The sequence below is a fragment of the Elusimicrobiota bacterium genome (assembly GCA_026388095.1).
Lineage (GTDB): Bacteria > Elusimicrobiota > Elusimicrobia > UBA1565 > UBA9628 > UBA9628.
This window is the reverse complement of sequence record JAPLKL010000043.1, coordinates 24,191-50,271: the sequence shown is the minus strand read 5'-3', so window position 1 is coordinate 50,271 and position 26,081 is coordinate 24,191. Positions and strand designations below refer to the sequence as shown.

Genomic DNA, 26,081 nt, shown 5'->3' with positions numbered 1-26,081 from the left:
ACGGTTCCCGTCATCTTTACTCGGCGAAGCAGCCCGGGCCGAGGGGGATCGATGCGCATATGCCGCGTCGGTCGTGTCCGACAAGCGCCTGCTGGAGAAGCGCCTCCCTTGCGAGCGCGAATGAGGCGCAATTGAGCGCCATGCGAGGGCAGATGGCCTACGTTTTTACAAAAATAACGCTGAAAATACATATGCTATTCACATCGCGCGCGCGATGCGAATAGCGCTGCAAAACAAAGGACAATTTTTTTAAAAACGAAGGGAACGAAAGCCCGTCAAAGAAATGAGAAGCCTGCCCAGGAAGGCGGAAGGCCGCCAAGACCGGTTGGCCGTCGAAAAAAATACAAAAAGAGCGCCCATTGAATGTGAGAACTGGCGGCATAAATGCGCACTCACTATCTGTCTCCGTTGGCCACCGCCTTGCTTTGTCCATACACTTGTATTACACTATAATCGATGGACATCCGGTAGGATCAACGCAAAAGCGATTGGCTTATGCGCACGCGGGGCGTTTCGTTCGAGGGAATTACCGACCGGAAGTTCACCAAGAAATGGATACAGGGAGAGCTTTCATGAAAAAGACCAATCTCAGCCGAAGCGAGAAGGCCATCGAGCGGGCATTGCTTCGTGGCGAGTATCGTCCCGTGAAACAGGCGGAATTCAACCGGATCGCCGAAGCTGTAGCCAGACGCAAGAAGGATGCCGTCTTGAATATCCGCGTCAACAGCCAGGACTTGGCAAGCATCAAGGAAAAGGCCAGACGAATGGGCATCCCGTACCAGAGCTTCGTTTCGGAGTTGATCCATCAGTACGCGGCTTGAACTGACAGGATTCCACAATATGACTAAGGGCAGATCCATGAACAGAATCGTCCCGATTTCCCATGCGCGGGCGCACCTGCCTGAGCTTGTCGCTTCCCTCGGGCAGAAGAAGCGCGACCGCATCGTCATCACCCGCAACGGCACCGCCTCGGCCGTCCTCGTGTCTCCCGAAGAACTGGAAACCCTAGAAATCCTGGCCGACAAAAAGCTCATGGCATCTCTCCTAAAGGCCAAGGAAGATGAGCATGCCAAACGTTTCATCGAGCACAAAGCCATCTTCGGGAACGCCTAAGGCCGATCTGATGCTTGAAGGAGAGACCGTCAGGTAGGCAGGAGCCGTTCAATGGCCCGTCGGCTTCTTGGGAACCGCCGCAGAAGCACATCCCTGCGCCCCAGCTCGAAATCCCTGAACTCGAAGCCCGGCGCCACGGTGCAGCCCGCCAAGGCGTAGTCCGCCCCCGGCCCCAGCCGCGCCCCGAACCAAGTCCCCGCCTTGACCACATGCTGGACCTTGCCCGGCCCCAAAGTCGTGGAGCGCGTCCGGCCCGTCCTCGGGTCGAGTTCCACCACGATCAACGGCCCGCCCGAGTGGAAATGCCAAAGCTCATCCGACTTGATGCGGTGCAGGCGGGAGACGCAGCCCTTCGGCAAAAGGAACAGGATCGCGGTCGAAAAGCACCGGCCATCTGGCAGACGCCCCGCCGCCCGATAGGTCTCCCGGTAGAATCCCCCCTCCGGATGAGGCTCAAGGCGCAGGCGCCGAACCAAGCCAGCACCTCGGCGAGACATCATGCTACTTGGCCTCGGCGGGCACGAAGGCGCCCGCACCCTGCAGGTTCTGACGCAAGCTCGCGGCCATGGCCTGGGCCAAGGCCGGCATCAGGGCCTGCCACTTGGCGACCAGATCCCCCGGCTCCTTCTTGAATCCGCCGGAAGTCCTCTTGCCGGCCTTGTCGTCCACCACGTCCTCATGCCGCCAGAGCAAAGTCATGTCCGAGGCGCGATAGAGCTTCATCACCGCGGAGAGCTCCGGCATCCAGCGCCCCTCCCCATCGGACGGCGCGCCGTAGGCCAGGTTCGCCTCCAGGACCAGCGCGTCGCGCAAGGACGCCAGGCCCCGGTAGCCGCGCGGCGCCGGCTCCGGGTCGACGCCGCGCACGTAGTAGCGCAACTGCCAATCCGAGATGTCCTGCGCCCGGTTAAGCTCGCTGAGCGCCGCATCCGGGACGCCGGCCTCGGCCGGCGTCAGCAGCCGGCCCGGCAAGCCGCTGCCGGCCAGCGCCTGCATGAGGCCGGGAGCAAAGAGCTGGGCCGGCTGCCACGCCGGCAGGAACCTCTGCAAATCCTGGGAGGCGTCGAAGTCGCGCTTGTCCTGGGACGCCTTCATCAGGATGCCCAGCCCGGGCACCACCTTGGCCGCCTGCTCGAGGTTCGAGCTCCTCTCGCTCATCACCGGGCCCGGCGCGGCGAACACGAACACCACTGTGCTCTGGCCCTGCGCCATGGCGCCCTTGACCATCGGAGCGTCCTCCAGCGACACGCAGGCGCCAAAGGACGCGGCGGCCGCCAAAACGAGCAGGCGAGGGCTCAGCAAGGCCGGTCAGCCCTTCCGGTTCTTCTTGAGGTAGTCCAGCAGGCTTGCGTAGGCCTTGCGCAGGACCTCTTCCTGCGGCAGGAACACCACGCGCAGATGCTTGGTCCCCGGCTTCTCCCCGAAGCCCGAGCCGTGCACCGTCACCACCCCCGTCTCACGGATCAGCCCCTTGACGAACTCCTCGTCCGAGCCCTTGATGTCGAGCTTGGGGAATGCGTAGAACGCCGCGTCGGCCTTGACGCAGGAGATGCCCGGCGCGGAGTTGAGCATCTCATGCGTGATGTCGCGCCGCCGGACCAGCTTCTCGCGGACATGCGCGATGAACTCCTTCTGCCCGTCCAGGGCCGCGGTGATCGCGTGCTGCATCGGATGGCTAGCGCACAGCCGCGCGCGCAGCAGCTTGTTGATCGCCGCCACGTAATCTTTCAGGAGAGCCGAATGGCCGCTCACCACGCCCCAGCCGATGCGCCAGCCCGGAGCCAAAAAGCCCTTGGAAAGCCCGTTGAACGTGATGACCGGCGCCTCCGGGTCCAAGGACGCGATGGAGACATGCTCCTGGCCGCCGAGGATCATCTTGTCGTAGATCTCGTCGGCGAAGACCAGCACGCCCTTGGACGCGGCCAGCGCCAGGATCTTGCGCAAGGTCTCGCGCTGGTAGACCACGCCGGTCGGATTGTTCGGGTTGATGAGCACGAGCGCCCGGGTCTTGTCGTCGATGCGCTTGCGGATGTCCTCCACGTCCGGCTGCCAGCCCTTCTCCTCGGAGAGGAAGTAAGGCTTGGCCACGGCCTCGAGCTTGGCCAGCACCGCCTCGTAGAGCGGATAGCCCGGATAAGGGATGAGCACGTTGTCGCCCTTGTCCACCAAGGCCGTCAGGCAGACCTCGATGGCCTCGCTGCCCCCGCTGGTCACGAACACGTCGCGGATGTTGGCGATCCCGTGGCGCGCGGCCTCGCGCTCGACCGCCTTGACCGCGGCCGGTATGCCGGAGGACGGCGAATAGCCGTTGTGGTTGTCGCGCATGGCCTTCAAGACCGCCTCGATGAGGTGCGGCGGCGTCTCGAAGTCGAAGCGGTTCGGGTCGCCGATGTTGAGGAAGAGCATCTCCTTGCCGGTCTTGGCCACCTCGTGGGCCAAGGCCACCACGTCGCGCACCGCGTAGGTGATGCCGGCCGTGCGCCGGGCCGGCCGGATAGAGGAAAGGGTATGCGCCACAGGGCCTCCTTTGCGTTTGCGGATGGTGTTTCCGCTCATGTTGAAAAGAATATCATTTCAGCCCCGGACATTGACTTGCCCGCGCCATCCTTGATAGATTGCACTTGGCAGCGCTCCCCCAGGCATGAGACAACTGGCTCTCTTTTCAGCGCTAATCCTTATGACCGCGACCTCCTGCTCCCGAGCCGAAGACCATGTCAAGCCCGCCGGCCTGGCCGGGAGCTGGTATCCGGCCGGCAAGGACGAGTTGTCGGCCATGGTCGACGGGTTCTTCGCCCAGGTGCAGTCCGTGCCCAAGGGCGCGGACATCGGCGTCATCATCTCCCCGCACGCGGGCCTGGTCTTCTCCGGGCCGGTGGCCGCCTACGGCTGGAAGGCCGCGCAGGCCAAGAAGATATCCACGATCGTGATTCTGGCGCCCAGCCACCACATCTCGTCTTCAGGCGCCTCGATCTGGCCGGACGGGGCCTTTTTGACGCCGCTGGGGAGCATCGCGGTCGACGCGGAACTGGCCAAGAAGATCACGGGGGCCGACAAGCGCTTCGGCTTCCGCCGGGACGTCTTCGAAGGGGCTCCGGGCCAAGCCGAGAATTCGGTCGAGACTCAGCTCCCCTTGATCCAGAAGGCATTCCCCGGCGCGAAGATCGTCCCCATCATCGTGGGCTTCCCGCCCGACCTCGATGTCCTGCGCGCCCTCGCCGGGGCGCTGGCCGCGGCCCTCAAGGGGCGCGACGATGTCCTGGTGGACGTGAGCGTGGACCAGTCGCATTTTCATCCCCTGAAAGACGCCCAAGCCATCGACGCGCGCGGGCTCAAGGCGATCGAGGCCATGGATGTCGACCGGTTCTGGGCCGGGCACGAGAAGGGAGAGATGGAAGTGGACGGCTTCCATGTCGTGACGGCCGCGATGCTCTACGCCCGGTTGGCGGGCTACACCAAGGCCAAGGTGCTCAAGCGCGCGACCTCCGCCGATGTCACGGGGGACCCGTCCAGCGTGGTCGGCTACGCCTCGATCATGCTCTACCGGGACAAGAAGGCCGTAGCCGCCGCTTTCCAGGCCGAGAAGGGCGTAGCTCCTTTGAGCGCGTCTCAGAAGTCCCGGCTTCTGGCCATCGCCCGTTCGACCGTCGAGGCTCTCGTGAAGACCGGCCACGCGCCGGAGGTCGCGGAGACCGACAAGCGGCTCAACGCGGAAGAAGGGGCGTTCGTGACCCTCCAGAAGCGGGGCCAGCTGCGGGGCTGCATCGGCAACATCCTGGGCAGCGGCCCTCTATGCAAGACCGTGCGCGCCATGGCCATCGCGGCGGCCTCCGAGGACCCCCGCTTCCCCCCGGTCTCGGCCGATGAGCTCAAAGACATCCACATCGAGGTCTCGGTCCTGTCCAAGCCCCGCGCGGTCAAGAGCGCCGATGAGATCGTCCTGGGCAAGCACGGCGTGATCGTCAGCCGCGGCTTCTCCAACCGCGGCGTGTTCCTGCCGCAGGTGGCCACGGAGACCGGCTGGAGCAAGGAGCGGTTCCTGTCGGAACTGTGCTCGCAGAAGGCGGGCTTGCCCGATGATTGCTGGAAGACGCCGGGCACGACTTTGGAGGTCTTCACCGCGGAGGTGTTCGGGGAGAAAAAATAGCGCAGCGCAGGCTCACTTAGAGTATAATACGGCCAGAGTCGTGTCCGGCAAATCTCAAGGAGGATTCATCATGAAAAAGTGGTTCGCGTCAGTCCTGATGTTCGCGGCTGTCTCCGGCTGGGCCCAGGCCCCTGCGGCCCCGGCAGCACCGGCGGCCACGCCGGCCGAGACCAAGGCCGCCCCGGCCCCGGCCGCAGTCAAGGTCGAGAAGATCCTCGTGGCCACGGGCGTGGAGAACCGGGAAGCGACCGGCGAAGCCACCACGTTCGGCGCCGAAGTGGGACAGGTCTACTGCTGGACGAAGCTCGCGGTGACCGAGCCCCCGGCCAAGGTCAAGTACGTCTGGTCCATGAGCGGCAAGCCGGTCTACGAGCACCCGATCGAGATCAAGACCTCCGGCCGCTGGTGGGCCTCCAAGAAGGTCCAGCCCGGCTCCTGGAAGGTCGAACTCCAGTCCGAGAGCGGCGAGAGCCTCGGCTCCGTGGAATTCACGGTGAGCGCTGAGGCCGCGGCTCCGGCTGCCGCCCCGGCCCCGGCTCCGGCCACCAAGTAGCCGCCGGCGTCGATGTCCTTTCTGACGTTCTGCTGCCTGGGCTTGGCCGCCTCCTCTTGGGCGGCCTCGCCCCAGGCGGAGCCCCGCTTCAAGGACCTCTCCGAGCCGGAGATCGCCCAGGCCCTGCGCGCCATCCATAAGTCCCATCCGGATTGGCCGGAGCGCTTCGAGGCCGTGAGCGCGGCCTTCCTGGGGATCCCTTATAACCTGGGGCCCATGGGCGAAGGTCCGAACGGCGAGTTCGACCACAGCCCCACGTACAGCTTCCGGTCGCTGGACTGCACGACCTTCGTCGAGGAGGCGATGGCGCTGTCCTGGGAGAGCGACCTGGACCGGGCCAAGGCGCTCCTGCAGAAGATCCGCTACCGGGACGGCCAGGTCTCATACGAGACGCGCAACCATTTCCCGGAGACGGACTGGAGGGTCAACAACGAAGCCGCGGGCTTCCTCAAAGACATCACCCGCGACGTGGCCGGCGGCCGGGCCATGGTGATGCACAAGCGCATCTCCAAGCGCGCCTGGTACCTCACCCACACCTTCAACGACATCAAGGGCTTCTCCGACCTGCCCAAGCCGGAGCTGGAGGCCAAGCTCAAGCGCATGCGGGAGCTGGGCGCGCAATTCCAAGACGAGGTCTCCACCATAACCTACGTGCCCCTGGCCGCGCTTGCGCAAGTCATGGACCGGATCCCTTCCGGCACGGTCGCCAACCTCGTCCGCGAGGACCTGCCGGACAAGCCCCAGGCCATCACGCACCAGATGCTCATCGTGGCCAAGGACGGCAAGCGCTTCGTGCGCCACGCCGCCTACGGCAAGACGATGGAGGAGCAGCCCGCTGACAAGTTCTTCTCGCGCTACGACAACGCTGCCTGGAAAGTCGTCGGCGTGAACCTGGAGCAGATCCTCGCCCGCTGATCAAGGAGCGTTCCCATATGAGAATCCCGAGAATCCTGGCCGTCCTGATCCTCTGCGGCGCGGCGAACGCGGCCCGCGCCGCCTTCACCGTGCCCGGCTTCGAGCTGGTCTACAGCTATCCGGTCGAGACGACCTTGGAGCGGCCGGAGCTGCGCCGCGCCGCCGAGGTCTGGCCCGAGGCCATCGCCGCGGCCCGGAAGACCATCGACATCGCCCAGTTCTACGTCGCGGTCTCCACCAAGCCCGAGCCCATCGACGCGGTCTTCTCCGCCCTGGCCGCGGCCGGCGCGCGCGGGGTCAAGATCCGCTTCCTGGTGCAGAAGAGCGGCGCCACCACTCCCGAGGGCCTCGACCGCCTCAAGGCCATCCCCAACCTGGAGCTGCGCGTCATCGAATGGGCCAAGGTCAACCCGGCCGGAAGCGGCATCATCCACGCCAAGTACATGGTCTTCGACGGCAAGACCGGCTACGTGGGCTCGCAGAACTTCGACTGGCGCTCGCTCAAGCACATCCACGAGATGGGACTTCTGGTCAGCGACGAGAGCATCGTCAAAGGCATGCGGGCCATCTTCGAGCAGGACTGGAAGGCGCAGGCCCTGGCTGCGGCCGGCAAGCCCGTGACGCCTTTGGCCAAAAAGCCGCAGCCCGCGGCCACGGACCGCCGCGCCTACTTGGTGGCCAGCCCCTGGTCCTTCGACCCGCCGGGGGTGGGAGACTCCCAGACCGAGCTGCCGCGGCTGATCGGCACGGCCCAGAACGAGATCGCCGTCACTTTGCTCGATTACGAGCCCCTGAGCTTCTCCCGGCCGCGCCGCTTCTACCCCCCCATCGACAACGCCCTGCGCGACGCGGCGGTTCGCGGGGTCAAGGTCAAGCTCCTGGTCTCGCACTGGAACATGGAAAAGCCCGGCATCGACCACTTGAAGAGCCTCTCGCTGCTGCCCAACGTCGAGATCCGCATCATCACCATCCCCGAGGCCGCCGAAGGGACCATCCCCTTCTCGCGCACGGTCCACTCCAAGTTCATGACGGTGGACGGCAAGACTCTGTGGCTGGGCACCAGCAACTGGAGCGGCGGTTATCTCGACGACTCCCGCAACCTGGAGGTCGTGGTCAAGGACGAGGCCCTGGCCAAGGAAGCCGCGGCGGTCCACGACCAGCTCTGGACCTCCAGCTACACCGAGGCCCTCGACATCGGCAAGGATTACCCCAAGCCGCGCAAATAGGCCAGCGCCATCCCGATGGCACGCTCGCACGGTCGCGGCCCGGCTCTGCCGGTCGAGCCCAGCCGAAAGGCCGAGGAGAGACAGACCACAAAGCTCATCGCCTCGGCGCTGCTCATCCTGCTTTGCCTCTACCTCGCCTTCCCCGACAAGATATACGTTTTCGATGGCGTCATGTTCTCCTTCGTCATCGAAAGGCACGTGCCCAACCTGGCGTTGGCCTTGCTCAACCGCAGGCATCTGCTCTTCATGCCGGTCATGCTGGGACTGCGCGACCTCTTGGTGGCGGCCGGCCACCCCGTGGCAGGCTATGAGCTCGTCCAGAAGGTCAACGCCGTGCTCGGGACGCTGGGCGTGTGGCTCTATTACCGCCTGCTCCTGCGGCTGACGCGGGACGCCGCGGTCTCCGGGGTCTGCGCCGTCTGCCTCGGGCTCTCCTACGTCTTCTGGGGCCGTGCCGCGGAAGGCCAGGTCTACCTCATCATGACCGTCGGCGCCTTGGCGACGGGGTGGGCGGCCTTGGAGGTCGTCGAAGACCCGCGCCCACGCCGGGTCGCGGGCTTGTCGGCGATCTTCGCCGCGGCGGTCCTGTTTCACGCGGCCAATGCCGCTCTGCTGCCCCTGGCGGCCGCGGCGCTATGGTTCGCGGCGCCGCAGGGAAGGCGCGCGGCGTTCTTCGGCGCTCTGCTGGCAGCCTGCTTGGGAATCGCCGCCGTGTACGCCGCGGCTTTCCACATCCGGGGGCCCGCTTCGCTGCTGTCTTTTCTGCTGGCGGCGACCGAGTTCCGGGCGACGCCCGGGACGGGAAGCTGGGGCTCGCTGCTGTGGGATTTTTTCTTCAGAGGCGGTCTTCGGCCCTGGTCGCGGGTTGAAACGGCGCTGCAACAGCTGAGCGGTTCGCTGGTCTTCTCGCCGGCTCAAGGCCTCGGCGCCGCGCTGGCCGGCGCCGGCCTCTTGGCGGCGCTGGCCGCCGCCGCCAAAGCCTCCTGGCCCAGGTTGGAGGCGGACCAACGACGAGCCGCGGCCCTGTTGGCGCTCTTGGGCTCGTCTTTTGCCCTTTTGGACTGCTTCTGGGGGGGAGGGGTATTCCTTTGGGGCCCGCCGGCGTTCGCGTTCCTCGCGCTGGCCGGCTTGTTCTGGGCGAAGCTCTTGGCGGGAGCAGCCGGAGCCAGCCGCAACAGGCAGTTGGGCCTGGGGCTGTGCCTGGCGTTGGCGATGGGCGGGTGGAATCTCAAGACCGGGATCTCCCCCCAAGGCCGCATCGAGAACAACTCCGGCTATCGCCAGGCTTTGTTCGTCAAGGCTCACACGGTCCCGACCTCTTGGGTCGTCACCTCCGGCTTCGGCTTTCCCAACTCCAAGGTGTACCTGACCCAGTTCTCCAAGCGCTCCAATTGGGCGCTGGAATATTTCTTGCGTGCCGCGCCCAAGCCGCAGGCCTTGGCCAACTTCCACGCTTTTCTGCAAGACGTGATGCGCCACGGCCTCCCCGTCTACGCGCTCTCCGACTTGCTGGACGACAAAGCCGTCCAGGACAGTTTTCGCGCGCTCTGGGGCGTCGAGCCGCAGGAGGTGCGCGATTGCTTCGGTCCCGGCCGCTTCTTGAGCGTCGCGGAGTACGGCCATGGATTGCGGGTCTATTTCTTCCTGCCTGACGAGCATCGGGAGGAGCTTTTCGCCGGTCTGGCGTTCAATCTCCTGGACACCAGCGACCCCGTGCTGGCCCAGGAGGCGCGCGGGTTCCTCGCGCAGATCGGGGCCGCGTTGACGCCGCAAGGGCGCCGGCGCGCCGCAGCTGTGCTTGAGGGCAGCCGCTATGGCGCCCAGCTCGCCTTCTCGGGCATGGAGCCCTACCTTGATGAGAACACCAAGCTCTACGCCCGGCAGTACGCCGAGCGGTTCATGCGGTCGCCGGGGCCGCGGGACAGAGAAGCCCTGTCCGCGATCCACGCCATCCTTGGCGCCGCCAAGAAACCCTCCATTTAGCTATAATCGGCTCATGGAACCCATCAGCGCTTTCCAAGCCTTGCTCCTCTCCGCGCAGCTCGCCGGCGTGGACGGCCGCGTTGCCCCGCCGCCCTCAGCCGCCCCGGCCCTAGCGCCTTTGGCCGCCCAACCCGCCCCCAGGGAAGTCCTGCGCATTCCGCTCCAGGAGATCGTCTCCCAGGCCGACCGCGCCGCCGAATCGCGCCAGGTCGGCCGAGGCGACATCGGCTTCAGCCTCGGTCTCGATCCTCAGGCCGACCTCTGGGTCAAATTCCGCCAGGGCAGCCGAGCCGCGGCCCACCCAGTCGCGGACCTGGAGCAGGGGCTCGACGAAGCATTCCCGGTGGAGGCCTATCATTTCGCCGTGAAGGACTGGATGATCCGCGCCTATCCCGCGGCCCAGCCGCAGACGCCGCAAGCCGATGTCTCGGTGGCGGCCTTGCTGCGCCGGACCTACGAGCTCGCCGAGCACGTGCTCTTCACGCCCGTGGAATACGCGGTACTCTACGAGGACGGCGGCCTCGTGCCCGGCTCGGTCTCGCTGATCCGCGAGGATGCGCAGGGCCAGCTGATGGTCAACTACAACAAGCTCGCGGACGTGCAGAAAGAGATCCAGTGGTTCCTGGGCGTCAACGGCGTCCTCTACGGCATGAAGGTCGAGGGCGGCCAGCTGGTGTTCTACTCCGAGCCGGTCCCGCCCAAGACGCTCTGGCGCGCTCCCGAGAGAGCACTGCCCTAGCAGGGCGCAGACGGACCGGGAAGAGCCCCAAGGTCGCATGACCACTATGTCCGGACACAGCCCGTCCTAGAACTGGCGAGCCGAAGGCTCGCCAGTCGCGCCGAAGGCGCCATTCTCCGCTCGACCACCGACCAGCCGGAGAGGTTCTTCTGCCCCGCTGCCGTGCGTTAAGGAGAACGCCAGGGACGCAAGGTACCTGCGCGCTTTCCTTACGGACAGGTGCGCGGGGCGGTTGCGGGCGAGCTGTCGCTCGCCCGCTCGTAAAGGGCTGGTACAGCCCCCGGCTAGGGGTGCGGGACGGGCGCGGCCGGAGCCAGCGCCGCCGCCGGCGTCCGTGGCTTGGTGCCCATGCGCGTCAGCCAGATCGCTCCCAGGCCCACGACCACGCCGCAGGAGAGCACGACGAGGTTGGCCACCACGAATATGCCGCCCAGCAAGACCCCGGCGGAGCCGAAGATCTGCAGGAACTTGCCCACGACCATGAGACCCACCAGCAGGCCATAGCCCAGCGCCGCTCCGGCCAAAGTCGGAGGCGCCGGCATCTGGCGCACCTCGCAGAAGCGGCCGGTCAGAACCAGGCCGCAGGCGGCCATGGACATCACGATGGCGGCGCAATAGACGAGTATCGCCACCGGGATGAGCGGGATGCCCAGGACGGACACCACCATCAAGAGCAAGCCCGGGAAGGTGAGCATGACGACCAAAGCCCCGACCCCGGCCGTCTTCCAGAAATCGGCCTTCATCAGCGCGGCCGTGGCCTCGACCTGCTTGGGCAGGAACACCGTCAAGAGCACGGTCATCAGGCCCATGCCGGCCGCGAAGATCAGGAACATGACGAACTCCAGGACGCGCTTGAAGGGCGAGAGCCTCTCGGCCAGCTTCGGGGCGTAGCGCAGCGAGCTCGCCAAAGGCATGAGAGTCTTGGCCAAGCCCAGGTCCGTCAGGCTGACCGTCCCCTTGATCACCGCCCCGTCGGCCTTGTGCAGCTTGCCGCCCAGCAAGGACAGGTCGCCGTCCACTTCGGCCTTGGGGTCCAAGGTCACGTCCCCGCCCATGTCCGCGGCGTCGCCGCGCACCGTGCCGGAGATGTGCAGCGGTCCGCCCATGACCGCCAGGTCGCCGTTGACCGTGCCGGACACGTCGGCGGGGCCTCCCAGAGCGGCCACGTCGCCGCGCACCTCGCCGTTGATGGTGACCGCGCCGCCCAAGGACACGCAGTCTCCGTCCACCACGCCGTCGACGACGATGGCGCCGGTGGCGGCCAGGTTCTCGCGCAAGGTCTCGCCCTTGGGGACCAGGACGTCGCCCTGGCGCGTGTTCCTGGCCTCCACGTTGAAGCTGGTCCGGTGCCGGGCCCAGGACGGGGCCGGCAGCGCGGCCGAGGCCGCCAAGGCCAAAGCCGCCAGACAAGCGCCGCGCGCGCTGCGATCGAAGTTCATAAATACCTCCCTAGTTGCGGCTCCGGGCGCACCCGGTCGATGAGCGAGATCACCAAGAGTATGGAAGCCATGACGGCGAATAGGACCAAGGTCAAAGCCGTGCCCCCGGTCAGGCCCAGCAAGGAGGGCCTCAGCCAAGCCGCCTCGGCCGACCACCACTGGCCCAGGACGACGCACTTGTCCATGAGCTGCAGGCGCAGCATGCCCCAGGCCAGCTCCGGCTGCCGGAACAGGTCCAGGGCGGCCATGCCGTTCTGCAAAGTCAGGCTGCGGTCCAAGAGCCACAAGCCGGAGGCCAGGCCGCAGGAGACGAAAGCCAGCGCCGCGGCCGAAGTCCAAAGCAGCCAGGTCTTGCTCCGGCGCCGCGCGGCCCAGGCCGCCAAGATCCGCGCCCGGGACTCCGGAGCCAGGCTGTAGGCGGGCAGCCCGGCCAAGGACCTCGCCACAGCGGCGAACGTCCTGAAGGCGCGGCCGCAGGCGGCGCAGGCGGCCAGATGCGCGCGCAGGAGCTCCTCCTCATCGGCGGCCAGCGCCCGGTCTAGCAGCTCCTGCATCTTAAACGCCGCTTGTCTGCAGTCCATGGCTTGCCTCATCAAGGTATACGGATGAACCGCGCCAAAAGTTTCATGCCCCGTAGCCCAGCGCCGCGAGTCTCCGGCGCAGAAGCTCCCGGCCCCGGAACAGGCGGATCTTCGCCGTGCCCTCGGGGATCTGGAGGACTTCGGCCAGGCTCGCATAGTCGAGGCCCTCGTTGTGGCGCAGGACCACAGCCTCCCGATAGAGCGCAGGCAGCTCCGCCATCAGCCGCTCCATGGTCTGCTGATCCCAGGCCGCCTGCGCCGCCCCCTCCACGGACTGCCCCGGGTCGCCGAGCTCCAGCGCGTCGGCCTCGTCATCCAAGGACACCGCGGCCTTGCGGGAGCGCAGGAAATCCACCGCCGTATTGTGCGCGATGCCCAGCAGCCAGGATCCCAAAGGCCGCTGCTGGTCGTAAGCCTCCAGGTTGTCGAAGGCTTTGAGGAAGGTCTCCTGGCAGAGGTCCTCGGCGTCGGAGGCGTTGCCGGCCAGCCTCAGGATGAAGCTGAAGACCCGCACCTGATAGCGGCCCAGCAGGGCCTCGAAGGCCGCGGCCTCGCCCACCAGGCAGGCCAGCACCAGGTCCCGGTCGGTCTTGGATTCCATCCTGCTAAAGCTTACGAAAAATCCGGTCGGGAAGTTTCGGCTCATGACAGGATTTTATGAAAGGCCGCTGATCCGTCCTGGCACTCCGGCGCGCTGTTGCGCGTCGGAGTCGCGGGCACGAAGCCCGCAAAAGCCCCGTTACGCAACAATGGCAACGGCTCCGCCCCCTTCGGGGGCGGTTCCGCGCGCCCTGCGGGCGCGCGTTCGTTTGAGGTCCTCGCGCTCGGCCATAGTCCCGGCAGGCTCCTATTCCGGGACTTATCCACCGACTCGTCCCTGGGCTAAGTTGGTGGATAAGTCAGCCCAGGATGCCGTTTGAATTCACAGTTTTATGCCATGTGCCGAAGTTTCATCGGATACATGCGCGGAACGCTCCTGTGGTACAATTACGCACGCGCATGGCACGACACAAGGACGATCCACGCACAGCAGACCCAGCGCCCACGAGCGACGGGTCCGCGGCATTCTCCCCGCTGATTCCGGTCTTGGTCTGCCTGTTGACGGCAGCAGCCTTCCTCCCGGCCCTCAAGGCGGGCTTCGTGAATTTCGACGATGACAAGATCATACTAGGGACGAAAGATTTCCGCGCGCTTTCTTGGAGCAATATCCAGCAGATGTTCGGGACCTTCTATGGAGGCAAATATCAGCCGCTGTCCTATGTGACCTACGCGCTGGATCATAGGCTCTGGGGCCTCAATCCAACCGGCTATCATCTGACCAGCCTGCTCTTGCATGCGGCGAATGCCGCTTTGTTCTACCTATTGAGCCTAGGTCTGCTTAGACTGGTCATGCCTCAGACAAAGGTCGGGATGTTGCGGCTTGCGGCGGGTTTCTCTGCGCTCCTCTTTGGGGTGCATCCCTTGCGAGTGGAGTCGGCCGCATGGATAAGCGAACGCGGCGACGTGCTTTCGGGTTTCTTCTATCTGCTGACTCTCATCGCCTATTTAAAAGCGCAATCCGGTTCCGGAGGGCAGGGCAGCCGCAGACTCTGGCTAGCCCTGGCGATAGCGGTTTTTCCCTTGTCGCTCTTGTCCAAGGGCATAGGGATCAGCATCCCGCTGACGCTGATTCTTCTGGACATCTACCCCCTGGAGCGTCTAGGCTGGGATGCGCGAGCATGGTTGGAACCGGCGAAACGAGCCATACTGCTTGAGAAAGTCCCCTTTTTCCTGCTGGCCCTGATATTGGGAGCGGTTGGATATATCGCCCAGGATCGATCCGGCGTCGTGACCTCTTTGCATGACTACGGACTGGGCCAACGCCTGGCGCAATCCGGTTATGGTCTGATCTTTTACCTTGGCAAGACGCTGTTTCCCATCCATCTTGTGCCATTGTATCGGATGCCGCACCGGATCGATCTTCTTTATTGGCCGTTCACGCTGAGTGCGCTGCTGGTATTGGCTATCAGCGGCGGCCTCATTTTGCTCCGCCACCGCTGGAGAGCGGGGATCGTCTTGTGGGGCTTCTATGTCGTGACCCTACTGCCGGTCCTTGGTCTGGTCCAATTCGGACCACAGATCACAGCGGATCGATACACGTATCTTTCCTGCCTGGGCTGGGCCGCGCTAGCCGGGGGATGCTTGGCGTCTATACTGGCCAGAAAAAACGACTCGTGGCATAGAAGCTGTGGCTTGACCGCCGCTGGGCTGCTGGTGGTCATATCAGGCTGCCTCTGCTGGAGACAAACGGCAGTCTGGCATGATTCGGAGAGCCTGTGGCGATACTCCTTGTCGGTCGATCCGACGAATGCGACGGCTCATTTCAATCTAGGCTCCGCGGTGATGGAAAAAACACCAGCGGATGCCATCACGCGATTCAAAGAGGCTCTTATACTCGATCCGCATTTCGCGGAAGCGCGGTACAACCTGGGCAATACGCTCGGCCGTCAAGGCCTATTGGATCAAGCTGTCTCTGAATATCGGATGATCCCCTCCGCCAGCCCGTATTACATGTTCGCGCGCTTTAATGCGGGCATCATCCTGTATAACCAGGGGAAGCTCGATGGATCCATCCGCGCATTTGAAGAAGCGTCGCATGCGAATCCTAATAACGCTCTGGCTTTCATAAATTGGGGCGCAGCGCTGGTCAAACAGGGGAAAGTAGAAGAGGGGATCGGCAAATACAAAAAGGCCCTGAACATAGACCCCAGTCTGGTTTTGGCCTATTACAACTGGGGCGCGGCGCTGATGCAGGAGGGCAAGTTCGATGAGGCCGTCTACCCTTATCAGCAGATCCTCAAGCAGGATCCCTCCTCCCAACAAGCTCGTGACCAATTATCCGCGCTCCTGCGGCATTTAGGGGCCCATAGAACAAGATGATTTGGTAGACTTGTCACGGATGGTCAAGACCGACGCCCAGCACCGCGCCGACCTCGTCAAATTCGGCCGGCTCCTATTCGAGAAAGGCTTCTGCCCCGCCACCTCCGGGAACCTCTCCGTGCGCCTTGACGACTGCCGCATCCTCATGACGCCCACCGGGGTCTCCAAGGGCGACATGAAGCCCGAGGACCTGGCCGTCATCTCGCCCCAGGGCCAGCACCGCTTCGGCCGCAAGAACGCCTCCTCGGAGAAGCAGATGCACCTGCTCATCTACCGGCTGCGTCCGGACGTCAGAGCCGTGGTCCACGCCCATCCGCCCAAGGCCACGGCCTTCGCCTGCGCCGGCATCGCCCTGGACCAGCCCATCGCCAGCGAGTTCTCCCAGGCTTTAGGCTCCGTGCCCCTGGCCAAGTACGGCACCCCCGGGACCCCGGACCTGGCCGCGGCCTTGGCCTACCTCGTGCCGCACCACAGCGCAATCCTCATGGGCAACCACGGCGTGGTGACCTACGGCCCCGACCTCTTCGACGCCCACGGCAAGATGGAGCTCGTGGAGCACTTCGCCGAGATCGTCCTGGGAACCTTGATCGCCGGCAAGCAGAACCTGCTGTCCCCGGACGAGCTGAGGCGCCTCAACGAAGCCGCCGTCCGCTACCGGGCGGCCGGCCAAAGGCCGTAGGCCGGACCGAAAGACCTAGCCCCAGGCCCTCCCCATAGCCCCATGCGGGATGCTCTACGATATCCTATCCTGATAGCATGAACAGAACATTCAAGCTGGCACTCATCCTCGCCCTCGCCCCGCAGCTCGCCGCGGCGCAGAGCCTCATGGACATGGTGCGCGCGCATCCCATGGACGTCCCCTCCGCCGGCATGGGCGCGCCGGTCATCATCCAGGCCGGCTTCAAGCAGGTCCCCAATCCCCAGTACCAGGACCCCAGCCAGCTCCCGCCACCCACTTTGACCAAGGAGCAGATGGAAACCCTGCTCCAGGGCATGGTCGCGGCGGAAGCCGTCACCTTGCCGCGCGGCTCCAGGCAGCTGACCCTGAGCGAGGCGGACGTGATGCGGCTCATCGCCAACTGCGTCACCATCGACCAGAACTACGTGGACACCATCCCCAAGGAGGTCTGGGACAAGGCCATCGCGGACATGAACATGACCGCGGCCAGGGAGTTCTCCAAGACCAAGAACTGGGACAGCACGGTCAGCGCCATGATCAAGGTCGCGACCGGCAAGATGCTCGACCCCTTCTCCGTGTACTGGACCAAGGAGGAGTTCAAGCGCTTCCAGGACTCCATGACCAACTCTTTCGTGGGCATCGGCGCCATCCTCAAGCCGGACGGGACCATCGACATGCTCGTCCCCGGAGGCCCGGCGGAGAAGGCGGGCTTGAAGGCCGGCGACAAGATCGTCAACGTGGACGGCACCGCCGTGAGCACCTCCGAGCAGGTCATCAAGAAGACCCTCGGCAAGGAGGGCGTGCCGGTGAACGTCCAGGTCCAGCGCGCAGGGCAGACTTTGCCTCCTGTCCGCATCGTCCGGGGCCAGGTCAGCACCCGCAACGTCTACGCCAAGATGGCGGCTGCGGACATCGGCTACATCTATCTCGGCCAGTTCAGCCCGGACTGCGACAAAGAGATGATCGCGGCCATCGGCCAGCTCAAGGAGAAGGGCGCCAAAAAGCTCATCATCGACGTGCGCGGCAACCCCGGCGGCACGGTCGACTCCGTCTCCTCGCTGGTATCCGAGTTCGTGAAGGACCAGCAGACCATCGTCAGCTTCAAGCGCCAGGGCCAGGTGATGTACTCCACCGTAGCCGACGGCGACGGACGCTTCCTCGACATGCCGGTCGTGGTGCTGGTCAACGGCGGCTCGGCCTCGGCCAGCGAGATCCTGGCCGGAGCCATCCAGGACGTGCGCGGCCCGGTCATCGTGGGCAGCCGCTCCTACGGCAAGGGCACCATGCAGACCGTCCTGCCCGACCAGCAAGGCCGGGCGCTCAAGCTCACCATCGGCCGCTGGTACACCCCTCGCGACCGCAGCATCGACGCCCAGCACGACCCCGTGACCAAGGAGAAGGTCAAGGATACCGGCGGCGTCATCCCCGACCATCTCATCGTCCTCACCGAGGACCAGGAAGCGGCAGTCATGAAGCAACTCTACCGCGAGATCCAGGGAGCGTCCCCGGACGGCGCCCCCGTGGCCGACCCGGTCTTGAGCAAGGGCCTGGAACTGCTTTCCAAGTGAGAAGAGCCGGATACTGGCTGCTGGCCGCCTGGCCCCTGCTGCTGGGGCCGGCGGCCTGCACCTGCAAGGGCAAGCCCCAGGAGGCCCGCTCCATGGCACCCGTCCCGGAGACCTTCAACGAGAAGCGCAAGCCTGAGGATTTCCCTGTCGAGAAGATCGAGAAGGCCAAGGACTTCGAACGGGGCGAAGGCCTGCCCGAGGACATCAAGAAGGCGGTCAAGAAGTCCCTGGAAAAGGCCAAGAAGCCCAAGACCGGCTGAGTTCCTCCGGACCCTCCTTGCCAGGCCGCCCTCCACAGAGGTAAACTGGCTCACCGTTCCCTATTGGAGGAGCCATGGTAAAGACCGAGACCTTGCTGGACCGCTTCGTGCGCTACGTGGCCGTAGACACCCAATCCAAGGACGACGTCGAGGATTATCCCAGCACCGCCAAGCAGCTCGACCTCTCCCGGATGCTGGTCAGCGAGCTCAAAGACCTCGGAGTCAAGGACGCCAAGCTCGACGAGCACGGCTATGTCTTCGCCACCATCCCGGCCAACCTCCCGAAATCCGACAAAGCCTACGGCAAGGTCCCCGTGGTCGGGCTCATCGCGCACGTGGACACCTCGCCCGAGGTCACGGGCGCCGGGGTCAAACCCCAGGTCATCACCTACCCGGGCGGCGACATCATCCTCCCCGGCGACGCCTCCATCGTCATCAAGGCCGACGAGAACCCGGAGCTCAAGGACTGCGTCGGCAAGACCGTGGTGACCACGGACGGGACCACGCTGCTCGGCGCCGACGACAAGGCCGGCGTGGCCGTCATCATGTCTTTGGCCGAGACCCTGCTGAGCAACCCCAAGATCCTCCACGGCGACATCCGCATCGCCTTCACCCCGGACGAGGAGGTCGGCTCGGGCACCAAGTTCTTCGACCTCAAGGCCTTCGGCGCCCAGGCCGCCTACACCATCGACGGAGAGAAGGCGGGCGAGCTCAACAAGGAGACCTTCAGCGCCGACAGCGCGGTCGTGACCGTCACCGGCCGGGACATCCACCCCGGCATGGCCAAGAACGTCATGGTCAACGCCACGCGGGTGCTCTGCGAGATCGTGGCGCGCACGCCCAAGGACGTCTCCCCCGAGACCACGGACGGCTACCAGCCCTACATGCACCCCTACATCATCGAAGGCGGGGTGGGCAAGGCCACGCTCAAGGTGCTCTTCCGGGACTTCAAGACCGAAGGCCTCGCCGTCCTGAAGAAGAGGCTGGAGGACATCGCGGCCGAGGTCCAGAAGCTCTTCCCCAAGGCCAAGATCGAGGTCAAGGTCACCGAGCAGTACCGCAACATGGGCCCCATCCTGGAGCAGAACCCGCTGGTCCTCGACACGCTCTTCGAGGCGGTCAAGCGCGCCGGCCTGCAGCCCAAGTGGTCCCCCATCCGGGGCGGCACGGACGGCTCGCGCCTGACCGAGATGGGCCTGCCCACGCCCAACATCTGGACCGGGGGCGTAGGCGCCCACAGCAAGAGGGAATGGCTCTCTTTGCACGGCATGGAGACGGCGCTGGCCACCGCGGTCAACCTGGTCCAGGTCTGGGTGGAGAAGAGCCGCCAGTAGCGGCCGGGCTTACTGGCCGCCGGCGAAGAGGCGGACCATCCCGGTCAGGTAGGCGTAGAAGCGGTCGACTTGGGCCGGGCTCAATCGATCCCGGCTGGGGTCCAAGGGCTTTCCCTTCGCCGGGTCGTAGAGCGCGCTGTCCGCGATGAAGCCCGCGGCGTCCGCGTCCAAAGCGAAAAGCTGCAAAGTGAGGGCCGGCCCCACGCAGTCCGAGACCAGGCGCACCGGATAGACCGCGTTTCCCGGTCCGCTGACGGCCTGGGAAACGTAGAGCGCGTTGCGCGGCTGGAAGCCCGCCGCGCACTCCTGCCCCGGGACCACCGATTCGGAGACCGCCACGAAGACCTTGTAATCGGTGTCTCCCACGCGCAGGTCCTGCGTCAAGGTGGGGTTGCGGCGGGCGCGCTCGAGCATCCTGGCCCAGGTCTCGGGGTCGCTCACGCGCTCGGGGCCCTTCGGGGCGGGCCTGGGCCTGGCCTTCAAGGCCCCCCCCAGCGCAAGCGGCTGGGAGCGGACCGCGGCGCGCAGCTCGGCCAGAGGCGCCTCGAACTCGGGCAGACCTGAGGCCCCGGCGGGAGCCGCGCCGATCAGGACGCAGAAGAGCAGGACAGCTCGGGTCATGGCGACAGCTCTCCGTCGAACATGGCCTGCAGGCCGCCGGGCTCGAGGTCGAAGACCGGCATGGAGGCGACCTTGGCCTGGGCCGCTCCGGTATGGGGCTGCTGGGCGATCAAGGGGACGGCCGGCGCGGCCACGGCCTTGCGCAGCTCGCCCAGGCGCGCGTAGAGGATGTCTCCCGGGCAGGTCGTCTGCTCCTGGTCGCGGTGGCCCAGGATGCGGTCCGCCGGGATGCCATAGGTCGCGGAGAGCCAGCGCGCCAGCGCGGTCAAGGATTTGAACTGCGCCGCGGTGGGCTTCTGGTACTTGGGCTTATGGAAGTCGCCCATCAGCGAGATGCCCACGTTGCCGTCGTTCTTGTCCTTGACGTGGGCGCCGATCACCGTCATCGGCCGTCCCTCCCAGATCTGGCCGTTGCCGTCGATGATGAAATGGTAGCCGATGTCGATCCAGCCCCGGCCGTGCTGATGGAAGCTCTGGATGGCCTGCAGCTCGTCGATGGCGGCCTCGCGGCCCATGGGCTGTCCGGATTCCGTATGGTGCACGGTGATGCGGTCGGGAAGCATGGGCTCGTAGGGCTTGGTGGCGGGCTTGGCGCTCCAAGCCGAGCGCGGCTGGACGTCGGGCTTGAGCCCGGCGTCGGCGGCGACCGGAAGGGTCCCCAGGGGCTGAAACGACGCGGAGGAAGAACCTCCGTCCTCCTCCTCCATGGCCGAGGCGTCCAGGCCGAAGAATTCTATCCAGCCCGGCGAGCCGGCCCCTCTGGACTTGGCCCGCAAGCGCACGAGGTCGCCCTTCTTGCCGGACACGGCCGCTTTAGCCCAGAAGCGGCCGCTCTTGAAGCGCTCCCCCTCCGCCGCGGCCCAGGGGCCCCAGTCCGGGCCGCTCTTGATGGACGCCTCGAAGAGCAGCCCGGGCCGGCTGGCTATGCCCTGGAAGAGCAAGGCCTTGAAATCCGCCGCGACCGGCTCGCTCGCGCCGGACTCCCACACGACGCCGTCGGGACCGGGCTGGGCCGGCAAGGCCGCGCGCTTCTTCATCGCGAAATCGCTGAAATCGACGCCCCTGCCGACCTCTAGAGCTTGGGCAGGGAGGGCGAGCCAGGCCGCCAATGAGGCGGCAAGGAGTATCTTCATCTGACTGCTCATATGATATCTTTCAAAGGCCTTCCGGACTTGGGTCCAAGGGCCCCCTGGGATCTGGACCTTAAGACCCATCACCTATAATACGGCCCAGGAGCGTTTTAGTTCCCCGCGGGCCACACCGAGGAGGGAATTACCCCATAGCCGCCCGTATAATTCCGCATTGCGGCCCAATGCGCAAGAAGAGTATTGTGTCAAGAAAGGAGGCATATGAAAATGAAGCGGAATGCAGTGATCCTGGGTCTGGCCTGCGTCGTCGCGGCGAACGCCGCGTGGCTCGGAGCGCAGCCCACGTCCGGCCAGAAAGCGAAAGACGACGTCAAGCAGACGGCCAATGACGTGAAGACGTATGTCGGCGAGAAAAAAGCGGACTACGAGAAGCGGACCAAGGCGGAACTGGACGAACTGGACGCCAAGATCGATCAGCTCGGCAAGAAGATGTCGGCCCTGAGCCAGGAAGGCAGGAAGAAGGCCAAGGCCCAAGTCAAGGCGCTGAAGCAGAAGAGGAAGGCCGCCGGGAAGAAGTTCGACAAGGTGAAGGCCGCCTCAGAGAAGGAGTGGGACAAGTTCAAGGCCGGGGTCGACGACGCGGTGAGCGATCTCAAGAAGGCCTTCGAGGACTTCAAGGCGGATATGAAATAGCGCCACCGGCCGCGGCGTCTTAGTCCCCCGCGAGCCTCCGTCCGAGCTCCTGCAGGTCGGTGCGCGAGGTCAGGTCCAGGCTCAAGGGCGTCACGGATACCACCCCTTGCCGCGCCACGGCATGGATATCCGAGCCCTCCTCCAAGGCTTCGAGGTCCACGGTGATGCGCACCTTGCCGTCGATCATGGGGGTGCGGGAGGACATCTCGTCGAACTCGAACACGAAGTAGGGCTGGCGCGAGACCTTGGTCACGCGCCAGGGCGTGTCCGGGCCGGCGCCGGCCGGGACGTTGACGTTGAGCACGTCTACGTCCGGCCCGAGCCGGCCGGCCAGGAGCTTCTCCGCGAAGAGGCGGGTGAAATGCCGGGCCGCGGCCCAGTCGAGTTCGCCGTAGGCGAAGTGGTGCTCGACGCCGGTCTGGCGGGACACGGCCAGCGCGGGCACGCCGTAGCTGGCCGCCTGCAGGGCCGCTCCGACCGTGCCCGAGGAAGTGATGGTGGTGCCGACGTTCTCGCCGTAGTTGATGCCGGAGACCACCAAAGCCGGCAGGCCCACTGGGAACAGGGCCCGAACGGCATGCTGGACCAGGCGCGCCGGCGCGCAGTCCGCTTGATAAGCCTCCAGGGGGCGGCCGTCGACCCGGAAGTCCACGGGCTCGAGCACGGCGTCCGGGTGCGCGGTCAGGCTGCGTCCGGACGCCGTCTGCTGGCGCTGGGGCCCGACCACCACGACCTCCCCCAGGCCCAGGACCGCCTCGGCCGCGGCGCGCAGTCCGGGGGAGCCGATGCCGTCGTCGTTGCACACGAGGATCTTCGGCGCGGCCATGGGATATTATAGTTTTTGGAGACGTTGCCCGTGGACCAGCCGATGCCGATGACATGCCAATATAATAGAATGTCTCGGTGGAAGCCTCCCCAGCGCGGCCCCCTCTGCGCGTCCTCGTCGCGGAGGACGACCCTTCCATCGCCCTCCTGATGCGAGACTGCCTGGCTCGGGCCGGGCATCAGATCGACGTGGCGGCGGACGGCGGCGATGCCGTCGCGCGTTTCTCCTCCGGACAATACGACTTGGTCCTCATGGACATGCGTATGCCCGTGCTGGACGGTCCCGCCGCGGTGGCCCAGATCCGTCAACGGGAGAAGGAGCGCGGCGCCGCCCGGCCCCTGCCCATCATCGGCCTGACCGCCGGGACCGCGGCTGATGAAGCCCAGCGCTGCCTGGCGGCCGGGTGCACCGCCTTTCTGCGCAAGCCCTTCAGCAAGAAGCAGCTGCTGGCCGCGGTCTCCAGCGCAGGCGAAGCCCGCCCTCCCCTGGCCGCGGACGCCGGCAGCCCGGGCGGCCCCGCCTCCCTCGACCCCGGATTGGCGGACTTGCTGCCGGCGTTCATCTCCCTGCAGCGCCGGGATATCGAATCCATGACGGCGGCGCTGAGCCGCGCCGATCATGCCAAGCTGGCGGACTGCGGACACCGCCTGATCGGGGCCGGCGCCAGTTACGGATTCGCGGCGATCAGCCGCATCGGCCGCGACCTGGAGCAGGCGGCCAAGGATCAGGACGCGCCAGGCATCGCGGCGCTCCTCCGGCGATGGGCCGAATGCCTGGACCGCGTCCCCGTCCCCGCCGGCGGCCCAGGACCCGCCGTCCCTGACGGTCAGACGGGCTCCGCTGCCGGAAAGGACGACGGCCGGGCGCAGGTCATCCTGGTCGTCGAAGACGACCCCAGCCTCCTGCTGCTCATCGACAGTTGGCTGGCTCACTCCGGCTTCAAGGTGCTCGTCGCGGGCGACGGGCAGGCGGGCCTGGCGCAAGCGAAGATCCTCAAGCCGGACCTGATCCTCAGCGACGTCATGATGCCCGGCCTCGACGGCTACGGCATGTGCGCCAAACTGCAGGCCGACCGGGAGCTCGCCGTGGTCCCGGTCATCTTCCTGACGGCCTTGGACCAGGAGAAAGACCGCGCCGCCGCCCTCGCGGCCGGAGCCGTCGAGCACATCGCCAAGCCCGTGGGGCGGGAGACCCTGCTGGCTGCCGTGCGCAAGCACCTCGCCACCGGCAGCCGCTGGCAACGCCTGCGCCGGGAAACCGTCTCTTTCCCGGCCCGCCGCGGCGACGACTTCAAGCGCTTCCTCGCCTTCGTCTGCCGGCAGAGCGGGGCCCCGGCCGAAGCCCGGGACCGCGTCGCTCAGGGCGCGTCCCGCGACATCTACGCTCTGGCCGCGGAACTGGGCCTGAGCGCCGCGCAGATGGCGCGCCTGGCCTCGGAGTTCCTGTCCTTGGAGCATCTTCCGCATATCAATCCCAATTCCGTCCAGCTCGGCGCCCTGCCGCTCCCCTTCTGCCGCGAACATCAGGTCATAGTCATCGAGAAGGAACCGGGGCGCAACGCCTTCGTGGTGAGCAATCCCCTGCAGGCCGAGCTCTTCGACATCCTCAAGCGCTATCCCGAACTGGGTGACCCGCGCCGGCCCTTGGTGACCGACCCGGCGAACATCCTGCGGCTGCTCAAGCAGCCGGACCGCGAGGCCGTGACGGAGCTCCTGCGCACGGACAGCAACAAGGTCTCCGTCAGCGACATGGCCCACAACATCCTAGAGAGCGCGGTAGCGGACCGGGCCAGCGACATCCACATCGAGCCCAAGGAGTCGAGCACGCTGGTGCGCTTCCGCGTCGACGGGGACCTCCGGGAGGTCTACGCCCTCAGCCGCGACTCGGGGCAGATGCTGGTCAGCCGGCTCAAGGCCCTGGGGAGGATGGACGTCGCCGAACGGCGCAAGCCCCAGGACGGGACCCTGCAGACCACCATCGCCGGCCGCTCCTTCATCGTGCGCCTGGCCACCACCTCCACTCCCCAGGGAGAAAGCGTGGTCATGCGGCTGCTGGAGCCCTGGGCCAAGCCCAAGTCCTTGGAGGAGCTGGGCATGGCGGCGACCCAGGTCGCGCACATGCTGGAGTTCGCCCGGCGCCAGCACGGGCTGCTCCTCGTCGCCGGCACCACCGGCTCGGGCAAGACCACCACGATCTACAGCCTCCTGCAGCACATCGATTGCCTGACGCGCAGCCTCATCTCCGTCGAGGACCCGGTGGAGTACCGCATCCCCGCGGCCAACCAGCAGCAGGTCGACGAGAAGGCCGGACTGGACTTCGAGGCCCTGCTGAAATCCTCGGTGCGCCAGGACCCGGACATCCTCTTCCTGGGCGAGGTCCGCGACGCCTTCTCCGCCAAGATGGCGATCGATTTCTCCAGCACGGGGCACCTGACCCTGAGCTCGGTGCACACCACCAGCGCCACCAAGGCCATCTTCCGTCTGGAACGCCTGGGCATAAGCCGGGGTTCCATGGCCGACAGCATCCTGGCCGTGATCGCCCAGAAGCTCATCAAGCTCGTCTGCCCGCACTGCAAGGAGCTGTCCCCGCCCTCCCCGGAGGAGATCGAGATGCTGGCCGCCTTCACCAAGGATATCCCGGAGCGGGTGGCGCACCCCAAGGGCTGCCCCCGGTGCGCCCAGACCGGCTATCTGGGGCGGGAAGGCGTCTATGAGATCGTCGCCTTCTACCCGGAGATCTCCGAGATGGTCCGCCAAGGGGCGCCCGTCACCAAGATCCGGGACTTCGCCCGGCAGCGCGGCGACTACCTCATCAGCGACCACGCCATGACCAAGGTCCGCGCCGGCCTCTTCGCGGTCAAGGATGTGGTCCGGCAGGTCCTCATGGAAGATGCCGAGCAGCCTCATGAGGGTCCGGAATCAGAGACGCCGGCCGCCCAGGCCCAACCGGAATCGGAGATCCTGGTAGTCGAGGACGATCCGGCCACCCTCGCCTGGGTCCAGCGCGTCCTCGCCAACGGCGGTCACCGCGTCACGCCGGCCGGAGACGGGGCCGACGCGCTCATGCAGCTCGCCGTCAGGCGCTTCGACCTGATCCTTTCCGACATCAACATGCCCAACCTCGACGGCCTGAAGCTCCTCGAGATCAAGAGTCTCAAGGGCATCGACACGCCGGTCATCTTCCTGACCGCTCAAGCCAGCCCGGAGCTGCAATCCCAAGCCTTGCGGCTGGGGGCTGCCGGTTATCTGCGCAAGCCGGTCGCCAAGGAAACGCTGCTGCTGAGCGTCCGCCGCGCGCTGGCCGAGAAGTCGTAGGAGAAACAACCCCTCCTCGCTCCGCGCGGCCTGCTAATACAAAGCGCCGCGGCCGGTGTAATGGGAACGACGCTCCCCCGTATCCA

25 protein-coding genes are annotated in these 26,081 nt (G+C 65.9%); 15 read left to right on the top strand and 10 right to left on the bottom strand.

Annotated features, from left to right (window positions below; translation table 11 throughout):
- Positions 1-157 precede the first annotated feature (157 nt).
- Positions 158-433, bottom strand: coding sequence for a hypothetical protein (locus tag NTY77_10265; GenBank protein MCX5795867.1), 276 nt, complete (start codon positions 431-433; stop codon positions 158-160).
- A 139-nt stretch (positions 434-572) separates the two neighbouring features.
- Between NTY77_10265 and NTY77_10260 the strand changes: the two genes are divergently transcribed.
- On the top strand, positions 573-821 hold the full coding sequence (locus NTY77_10260) for an antitoxin (protein ID MCX5795866.1): 249 nt from the start codon (positions 573-575) through the stop codon (positions 819-821).
- A gap of 37 nt (positions 822-858) precedes the next feature.
- Entirely contained in the window at positions 859-1,113 is a 255-nt protein-coding gene (locus NTY77_10255; GenBank protein MCX5795865.1) for a type II toxin-antitoxin system Phd/YefM family antitoxin, read from the top strand.
- Positions 1,114-1,142: 29 nt separating this feature from the next.
- On the opposite strand, the gene NTY77_10250 is transcribed toward NTY77_10255, so the two are convergent.
- From NTY77_10250 to NTY77_10240, 3 genes are read right to left on the bottom strand one after another with little or no spacing between them, the layout of a single operon-like run.
- Positions 1,143-1,589: a cupin domain-containing protein gene (locus NTY77_10250; protein MCX5795864.1), complete on the bottom strand. Its 447-nt coding sequence runs from the start codon at positions 1,587-1,589 to the stop codon at positions 1,143-1,145.
- Positions 1,590-1,614: 25 nt separating this feature from the next.
- Positions 1,615-2,415, bottom strand: coding sequence for a hypothetical protein (locus NTY77_10245; GenBank protein MCX5795863.1), 801 nt, complete (start codon positions 2,413-2,415; stop codon positions 1,615-1,617).
- 6 nt (positions 2,416-2,421) lie between these two features.
- A complete protein-coding gene (locus tag NTY77_10240; protein ID MCX5795862.1) occupies positions 2,422-3,669 on the bottom strand; it encodes an aminotransferase class I/II-fold pyridoxal phosphate-dependent enzyme in 1,248 nt (415 codons plus the stop codon).
- Positions 3,670-3,790: 121 nt separating this feature from the next.
- Here NTY77_10240 and amrB point away from each other — a divergent pair, with 121 nt between their 5' ends.
- From amrB to NTY77_10210, 6 genes are all read left to right on the top strand, one after another.
- Complete coding sequence (amrB, locus tag NTY77_10235) at positions 3,791-5,257, top strand: AmmeMemoRadiSam system protein B (protein ID MCX5795861.1); 1,467 nt, start codon at positions 3,791-3,793, stop codon at positions 5,255-5,257.
- 70 nt (positions 5,258-5,327) lie between these two features.
- On the top strand, positions 5,328-5,810 hold the full coding sequence (locus NTY77_10230; protein MCX5795860.1) for a DUF2914 domain-containing protein: 483 nt from the start codon (positions 5,328-5,330) through the stop codon (positions 5,808-5,810).
- Between the two features lie 12 nt (positions 5,811-5,822).
- Positions 5,823-6,725, top strand: coding sequence for a DUF1460 domain-containing protein (locus NTY77_10225; GenBank protein MCX5795859.1), 903 nt, complete (start codon positions 5,823-5,825; stop codon positions 6,723-6,725).
- 17 nt (positions 6,726-6,742) lie between these two features.
- The gene (locus NTY77_10220) at positions 6,743-7,951 is read left to right on the top strand and encodes a phospholipase D-like domain-containing protein (GenBank protein MCX5795858.1); all 1,209 of its coding nucleotides are present in this window, start codon (positions 6,743-6,745) and stop codon (positions 7,949-7,951) included.
- A gap of 15 nt (positions 7,952-7,966) precedes the next feature.
- Positions 7,967-9,934, top strand: coding sequence for a hypothetical protein (locus tag NTY77_10215; protein MCX5795857.1), 1,968 nt, complete (start codon positions 7,967-7,969; stop codon positions 9,932-9,934).
- Positions 9,935-9,947: 13 nt separating this feature from the next.
- Positions 9,948-10,673: a hypothetical protein gene (locus NTY77_10210; protein ID MCX5795856.1), complete on the top strand. Its 726-nt coding sequence runs from the start codon at positions 9,948-9,950 to the stop codon at positions 10,671-10,673.
- A 284-nt stretch (positions 10,674-10,957) separates the two neighbouring features.
- On the opposite strand, the gene NTY77_10205 is transcribed toward NTY77_10210, so the two are convergent.
- The 3 genes from NTY77_10205 to NTY77_10195 are packed head-to-tail and all read right to left on the bottom strand — an operon-like array spanning position 10,958 to position 13,294.
- Positions 10,958-12,112 (bottom strand): polymer-forming cytoskeletal protein, encoded by a 1,155-nt coding sequence (locus NTY77_10205; protein ID MCX5795855.1) that lies wholly within the window; start codon positions 12,110-12,112, stop codon positions 10,958-10,960.
- Positions 12,109-12,693 (bottom strand): zf-HC2 domain-containing protein, encoded by a 585-nt coding sequence (locus NTY77_10200; GenBank protein ID MCX5795854.1) that lies wholly within the window; start codon positions 12,691-12,693, stop codon positions 12,109-12,111. Before NTY77_10200 ends, NTY77_10205 begins: the two co-directional genes overlap by 4 nt.
- Positions 12,694-12,736: 43 nt before the next feature.
- Complete coding sequence (locus tag NTY77_10195) at positions 12,737-13,294, bottom strand: RNA polymerase sigma factor (GenBank protein MCX5795853.1); 558 nt, start codon at positions 13,292-13,294, stop codon at positions 12,737-12,739.
- Between the two features lie 497 nt (positions 13,295-13,791).
- Here NTY77_10195 and NTY77_10190 point away from each other — a divergent pair, with 497 nt between their 5' ends.
- The 5 genes from NTY77_10190 (at position 13,792) to pepT (ending at position 19,453) form a co-directional block, all read left to right on the top strand.
- A complete protein-coding gene (locus NTY77_10190) occupies positions 13,792-15,612 on the top strand; it encodes a tetratricopeptide repeat protein (protein ID MCX5795852.1) in 1,821 nt (606 codons plus the stop codon).
- 19 nt (positions 15,613-15,631) lie between these two features.
- Positions 15,632-16,291, top strand: a complete 660-nt coding sequence (locus tag NTY77_10185) for a class II aldolase/adducin family protein (protein MCX5795851.1) — start codon at positions 15,632-15,634, stop codon at positions 16,289-16,291.
- 77 nt (positions 16,292-16,368) lie between these two features.
- On the top strand, positions 16,369-17,859 hold the full coding sequence (locus NTY77_10180) for a S41 family peptidase (protein MCX5795850.1): 1,491 nt from the start codon (positions 16,369-16,371) through the stop codon (positions 17,857-17,859).
- The gene (locus NTY77_10175; protein MCX5795849.1) at positions 17,856-18,119 is read left to right on the top strand and encodes a hypothetical protein; all 264 of its coding nucleotides are present in this window, start codon (positions 17,856-17,858) and stop codon (positions 18,117-18,119) included. Before NTY77_10180 ends, NTY77_10175 begins: the two co-directional genes overlap by 4 nt.
- A 74-nt stretch (positions 18,120-18,193) precedes the next feature.
- Positions 18,194-19,453, top strand: a complete 1,260-nt coding sequence (gene pepT / locus NTY77_10170) for a peptidase T (GenBank protein MCX5795848.1) — start codon at positions 18,194-18,196, stop codon at positions 19,451-19,453.
- A gap of 9 nt (positions 19,454-19,462) precedes the next feature.
- On the opposite strand, the gene NTY77_10165 is transcribed toward pepT, so the two are convergent.
- Both NTY77_10165 and NTY77_10160 read right to left on the bottom strand, forming a co-directional pair.
- Positions 19,463-20,074, bottom strand: a complete 612-nt coding sequence (locus NTY77_10165; protein ID MCX5795847.1) for a hypothetical protein — start codon at positions 20,072-20,074, stop codon at positions 19,463-19,465.
- On the bottom strand, positions 20,071-21,207 hold the full coding sequence (locus NTY77_10160; protein MCX5795846.1) for a peptidoglycan recognition family protein: 1,137 nt from the start codon (positions 21,205-21,207) through the stop codon (positions 20,071-20,073). The genes NTY77_10165 and NTY77_10160 overlap by 4 nt, the downstream gene beginning before the upstream one ends.
- 222 nt (positions 21,208-21,429) lie before the next feature.
- Between NTY77_10160 and NTY77_10155 the strand changes: the two genes are divergently transcribed.
- Positions 21,430-21,855, top strand: coding sequence for a hypothetical protein (locus NTY77_10155; GenBank protein ID MCX5795845.1), 426 nt, complete (start codon positions 21,430-21,432; stop codon positions 21,853-21,855).
- Positions 21,856-21,874: 19 nt separating this feature from the next.
- Here the strand turns inward: NTY77_10155 and surE are convergent, their stop codons facing one another.
- A complete protein-coding gene (gene surE, locus NTY77_10150; protein ID MCX5795844.1) occupies positions 21,875-22,681 on the bottom strand; it encodes a 5'/3'-nucleotidase SurE in 807 nt (268 codons plus the stop codon).
- 77 nt (positions 22,682-22,758) lie between these two features.
- Between surE and NTY77_10145 the strand changes: the two genes are divergently transcribed.
- Positions 22,759-25,995, top strand: a complete 3,237-nt coding sequence (locus NTY77_10145; GenBank protein ID MCX5795843.1) for an ATPase, T2SS/T4P/T4SS family — start codon at positions 22,759-22,761, stop codon at positions 25,993-25,995.
- Positions 25,996-26,081 lie beyond the last annotated feature (86 nt).

Bases quoted from the DNA above. Each gene is read 5' to 3' on its own strand.
- NTY77_10265 (MCX5795867.1), bottom strand. From the start codon at position 433: ATGGACAAAGCAAGGCGGTGGCCAACGGAGACAGATAGTGAGTGCGCA.
- NTY77_10260 (MCX5795866.1), top strand. From the start codon at position 573: ATGAAAAAGACCAATCTCAGCCGAAGCGAGAAGGCCATCGAGCGGGCA.
- NTY77_10255 (MCX5795865.1), top strand. From the start codon at position 859: ATGAACAGAATCGTCCCGATTTCCCATGCGCGGGCGCACCTGCCTGAG.
- NTY77_10240 (MCX5795862.1), bottom strand. From the start codon at position 3,669: ATGAGCGGAAACACCATCCGCAAACGCAAAGGAGGCCCTGTGGCGCAT.
- amrB (MCX5795861.1), top strand. From the start codon at position 3,791: ATGACCGCGACCTCCTGCTCCCGAGCCGAAGACCATGTCAAGCCCGCC.
- NTY77_10230 (MCX5795860.1), top strand. From the start codon at position 5,328: ATGAAAAAGTGGTTCGCGTCAGTCCTGATGTTCGCGGCTGTCTCCGGC.
- NTY77_10225 (MCX5795859.1), top strand. From the start codon at position 5,823: ATGTCCTTTCTGACGTTCTGCTGCCTGGGCTTGGCCGCCTCCTCTTGG.
- NTY77_10220 (MCX5795858.1), top strand. From the start codon at position 6,743: ATGAGAATCCCGAGAATCCTGGCCGTCCTGATCCTCTGCGGCGCGGCG.
- NTY77_10215 (MCX5795857.1), top strand. From the start codon at position 7,967: ATGGCACGCTCGCACGGTCGCGGCCCGGCTCTGCCGGTCGAGCCCAGC.
- NTY77_10210 (MCX5795856.1), top strand. From the start codon at position 9,948: ATGGAACCCATCAGCGCTTTCCAAGCCTTGCTCCTCTCCGCGCAGCTC.
- NTY77_10205 (MCX5795855.1), bottom strand. From the start codon at position 12,112: ATGAACTTCGATCGCAGCGCGCGCGGCGCTTGTCTGGCGGCTTTGGCC.
- NTY77_10200 (MCX5795854.1), bottom strand. From the start codon at position 12,693: ATGGACTGCAGACAAGCGGCGTTTAAGATGCAGGAGCTGCTAGACCGG.
- NTY77_10195 (MCX5795853.1), bottom strand. From the start codon at position 13,294: ATGGAATCCAAGACCGACCGGGACCTGGTGCTGGCCTGCCTGGTGGGC.
- NTY77_10185 (MCX5795851.1), top strand. From the start codon at position 15,632: ATGGTCAAGACCGACGCCCAGCACCGCGCCGACCTCGTCAAATTCGGC.
- NTY77_10180 (MCX5795850.1), top strand. From the start codon at position 16,369: ATGAACAGAACATTCAAGCTGGCACTCATCCTCGCCCTCGCCCCGCAG.
- pepT (MCX5795848.1), top strand. From the start codon at position 18,194: ATGGTAAAGACCGAGACCTTGCTGGACCGCTTCGTGCGCTACGTGGCC.
- NTY77_10165 (MCX5795847.1), bottom strand. From the start codon at position 20,074: ATGACCCGAGCTGTCCTGCTCTTCTGCGTCCTGATCGGCGCGGCTCCC.
- NTY77_10160 (MCX5795846.1), bottom strand. From the start codon at position 21,207: ATGAAGATACTCCTTGCCGCCTCATTGGCGGCCTGGCTCGCCCTCCCT.
- NTY77_10155 (MCX5795845.1), top strand. From the start codon at position 21,430: ATGAAGCGGAATGCAGTGATCCTGGGTCTGGCCTGCGTCGTCGCGGCG.
- surE (MCX5795844.1), bottom strand. From the start codon at position 22,681: ATGGCCGCGCCGAAGATCCTCGTGTGCAACGACGACGGCATCGGCTCC.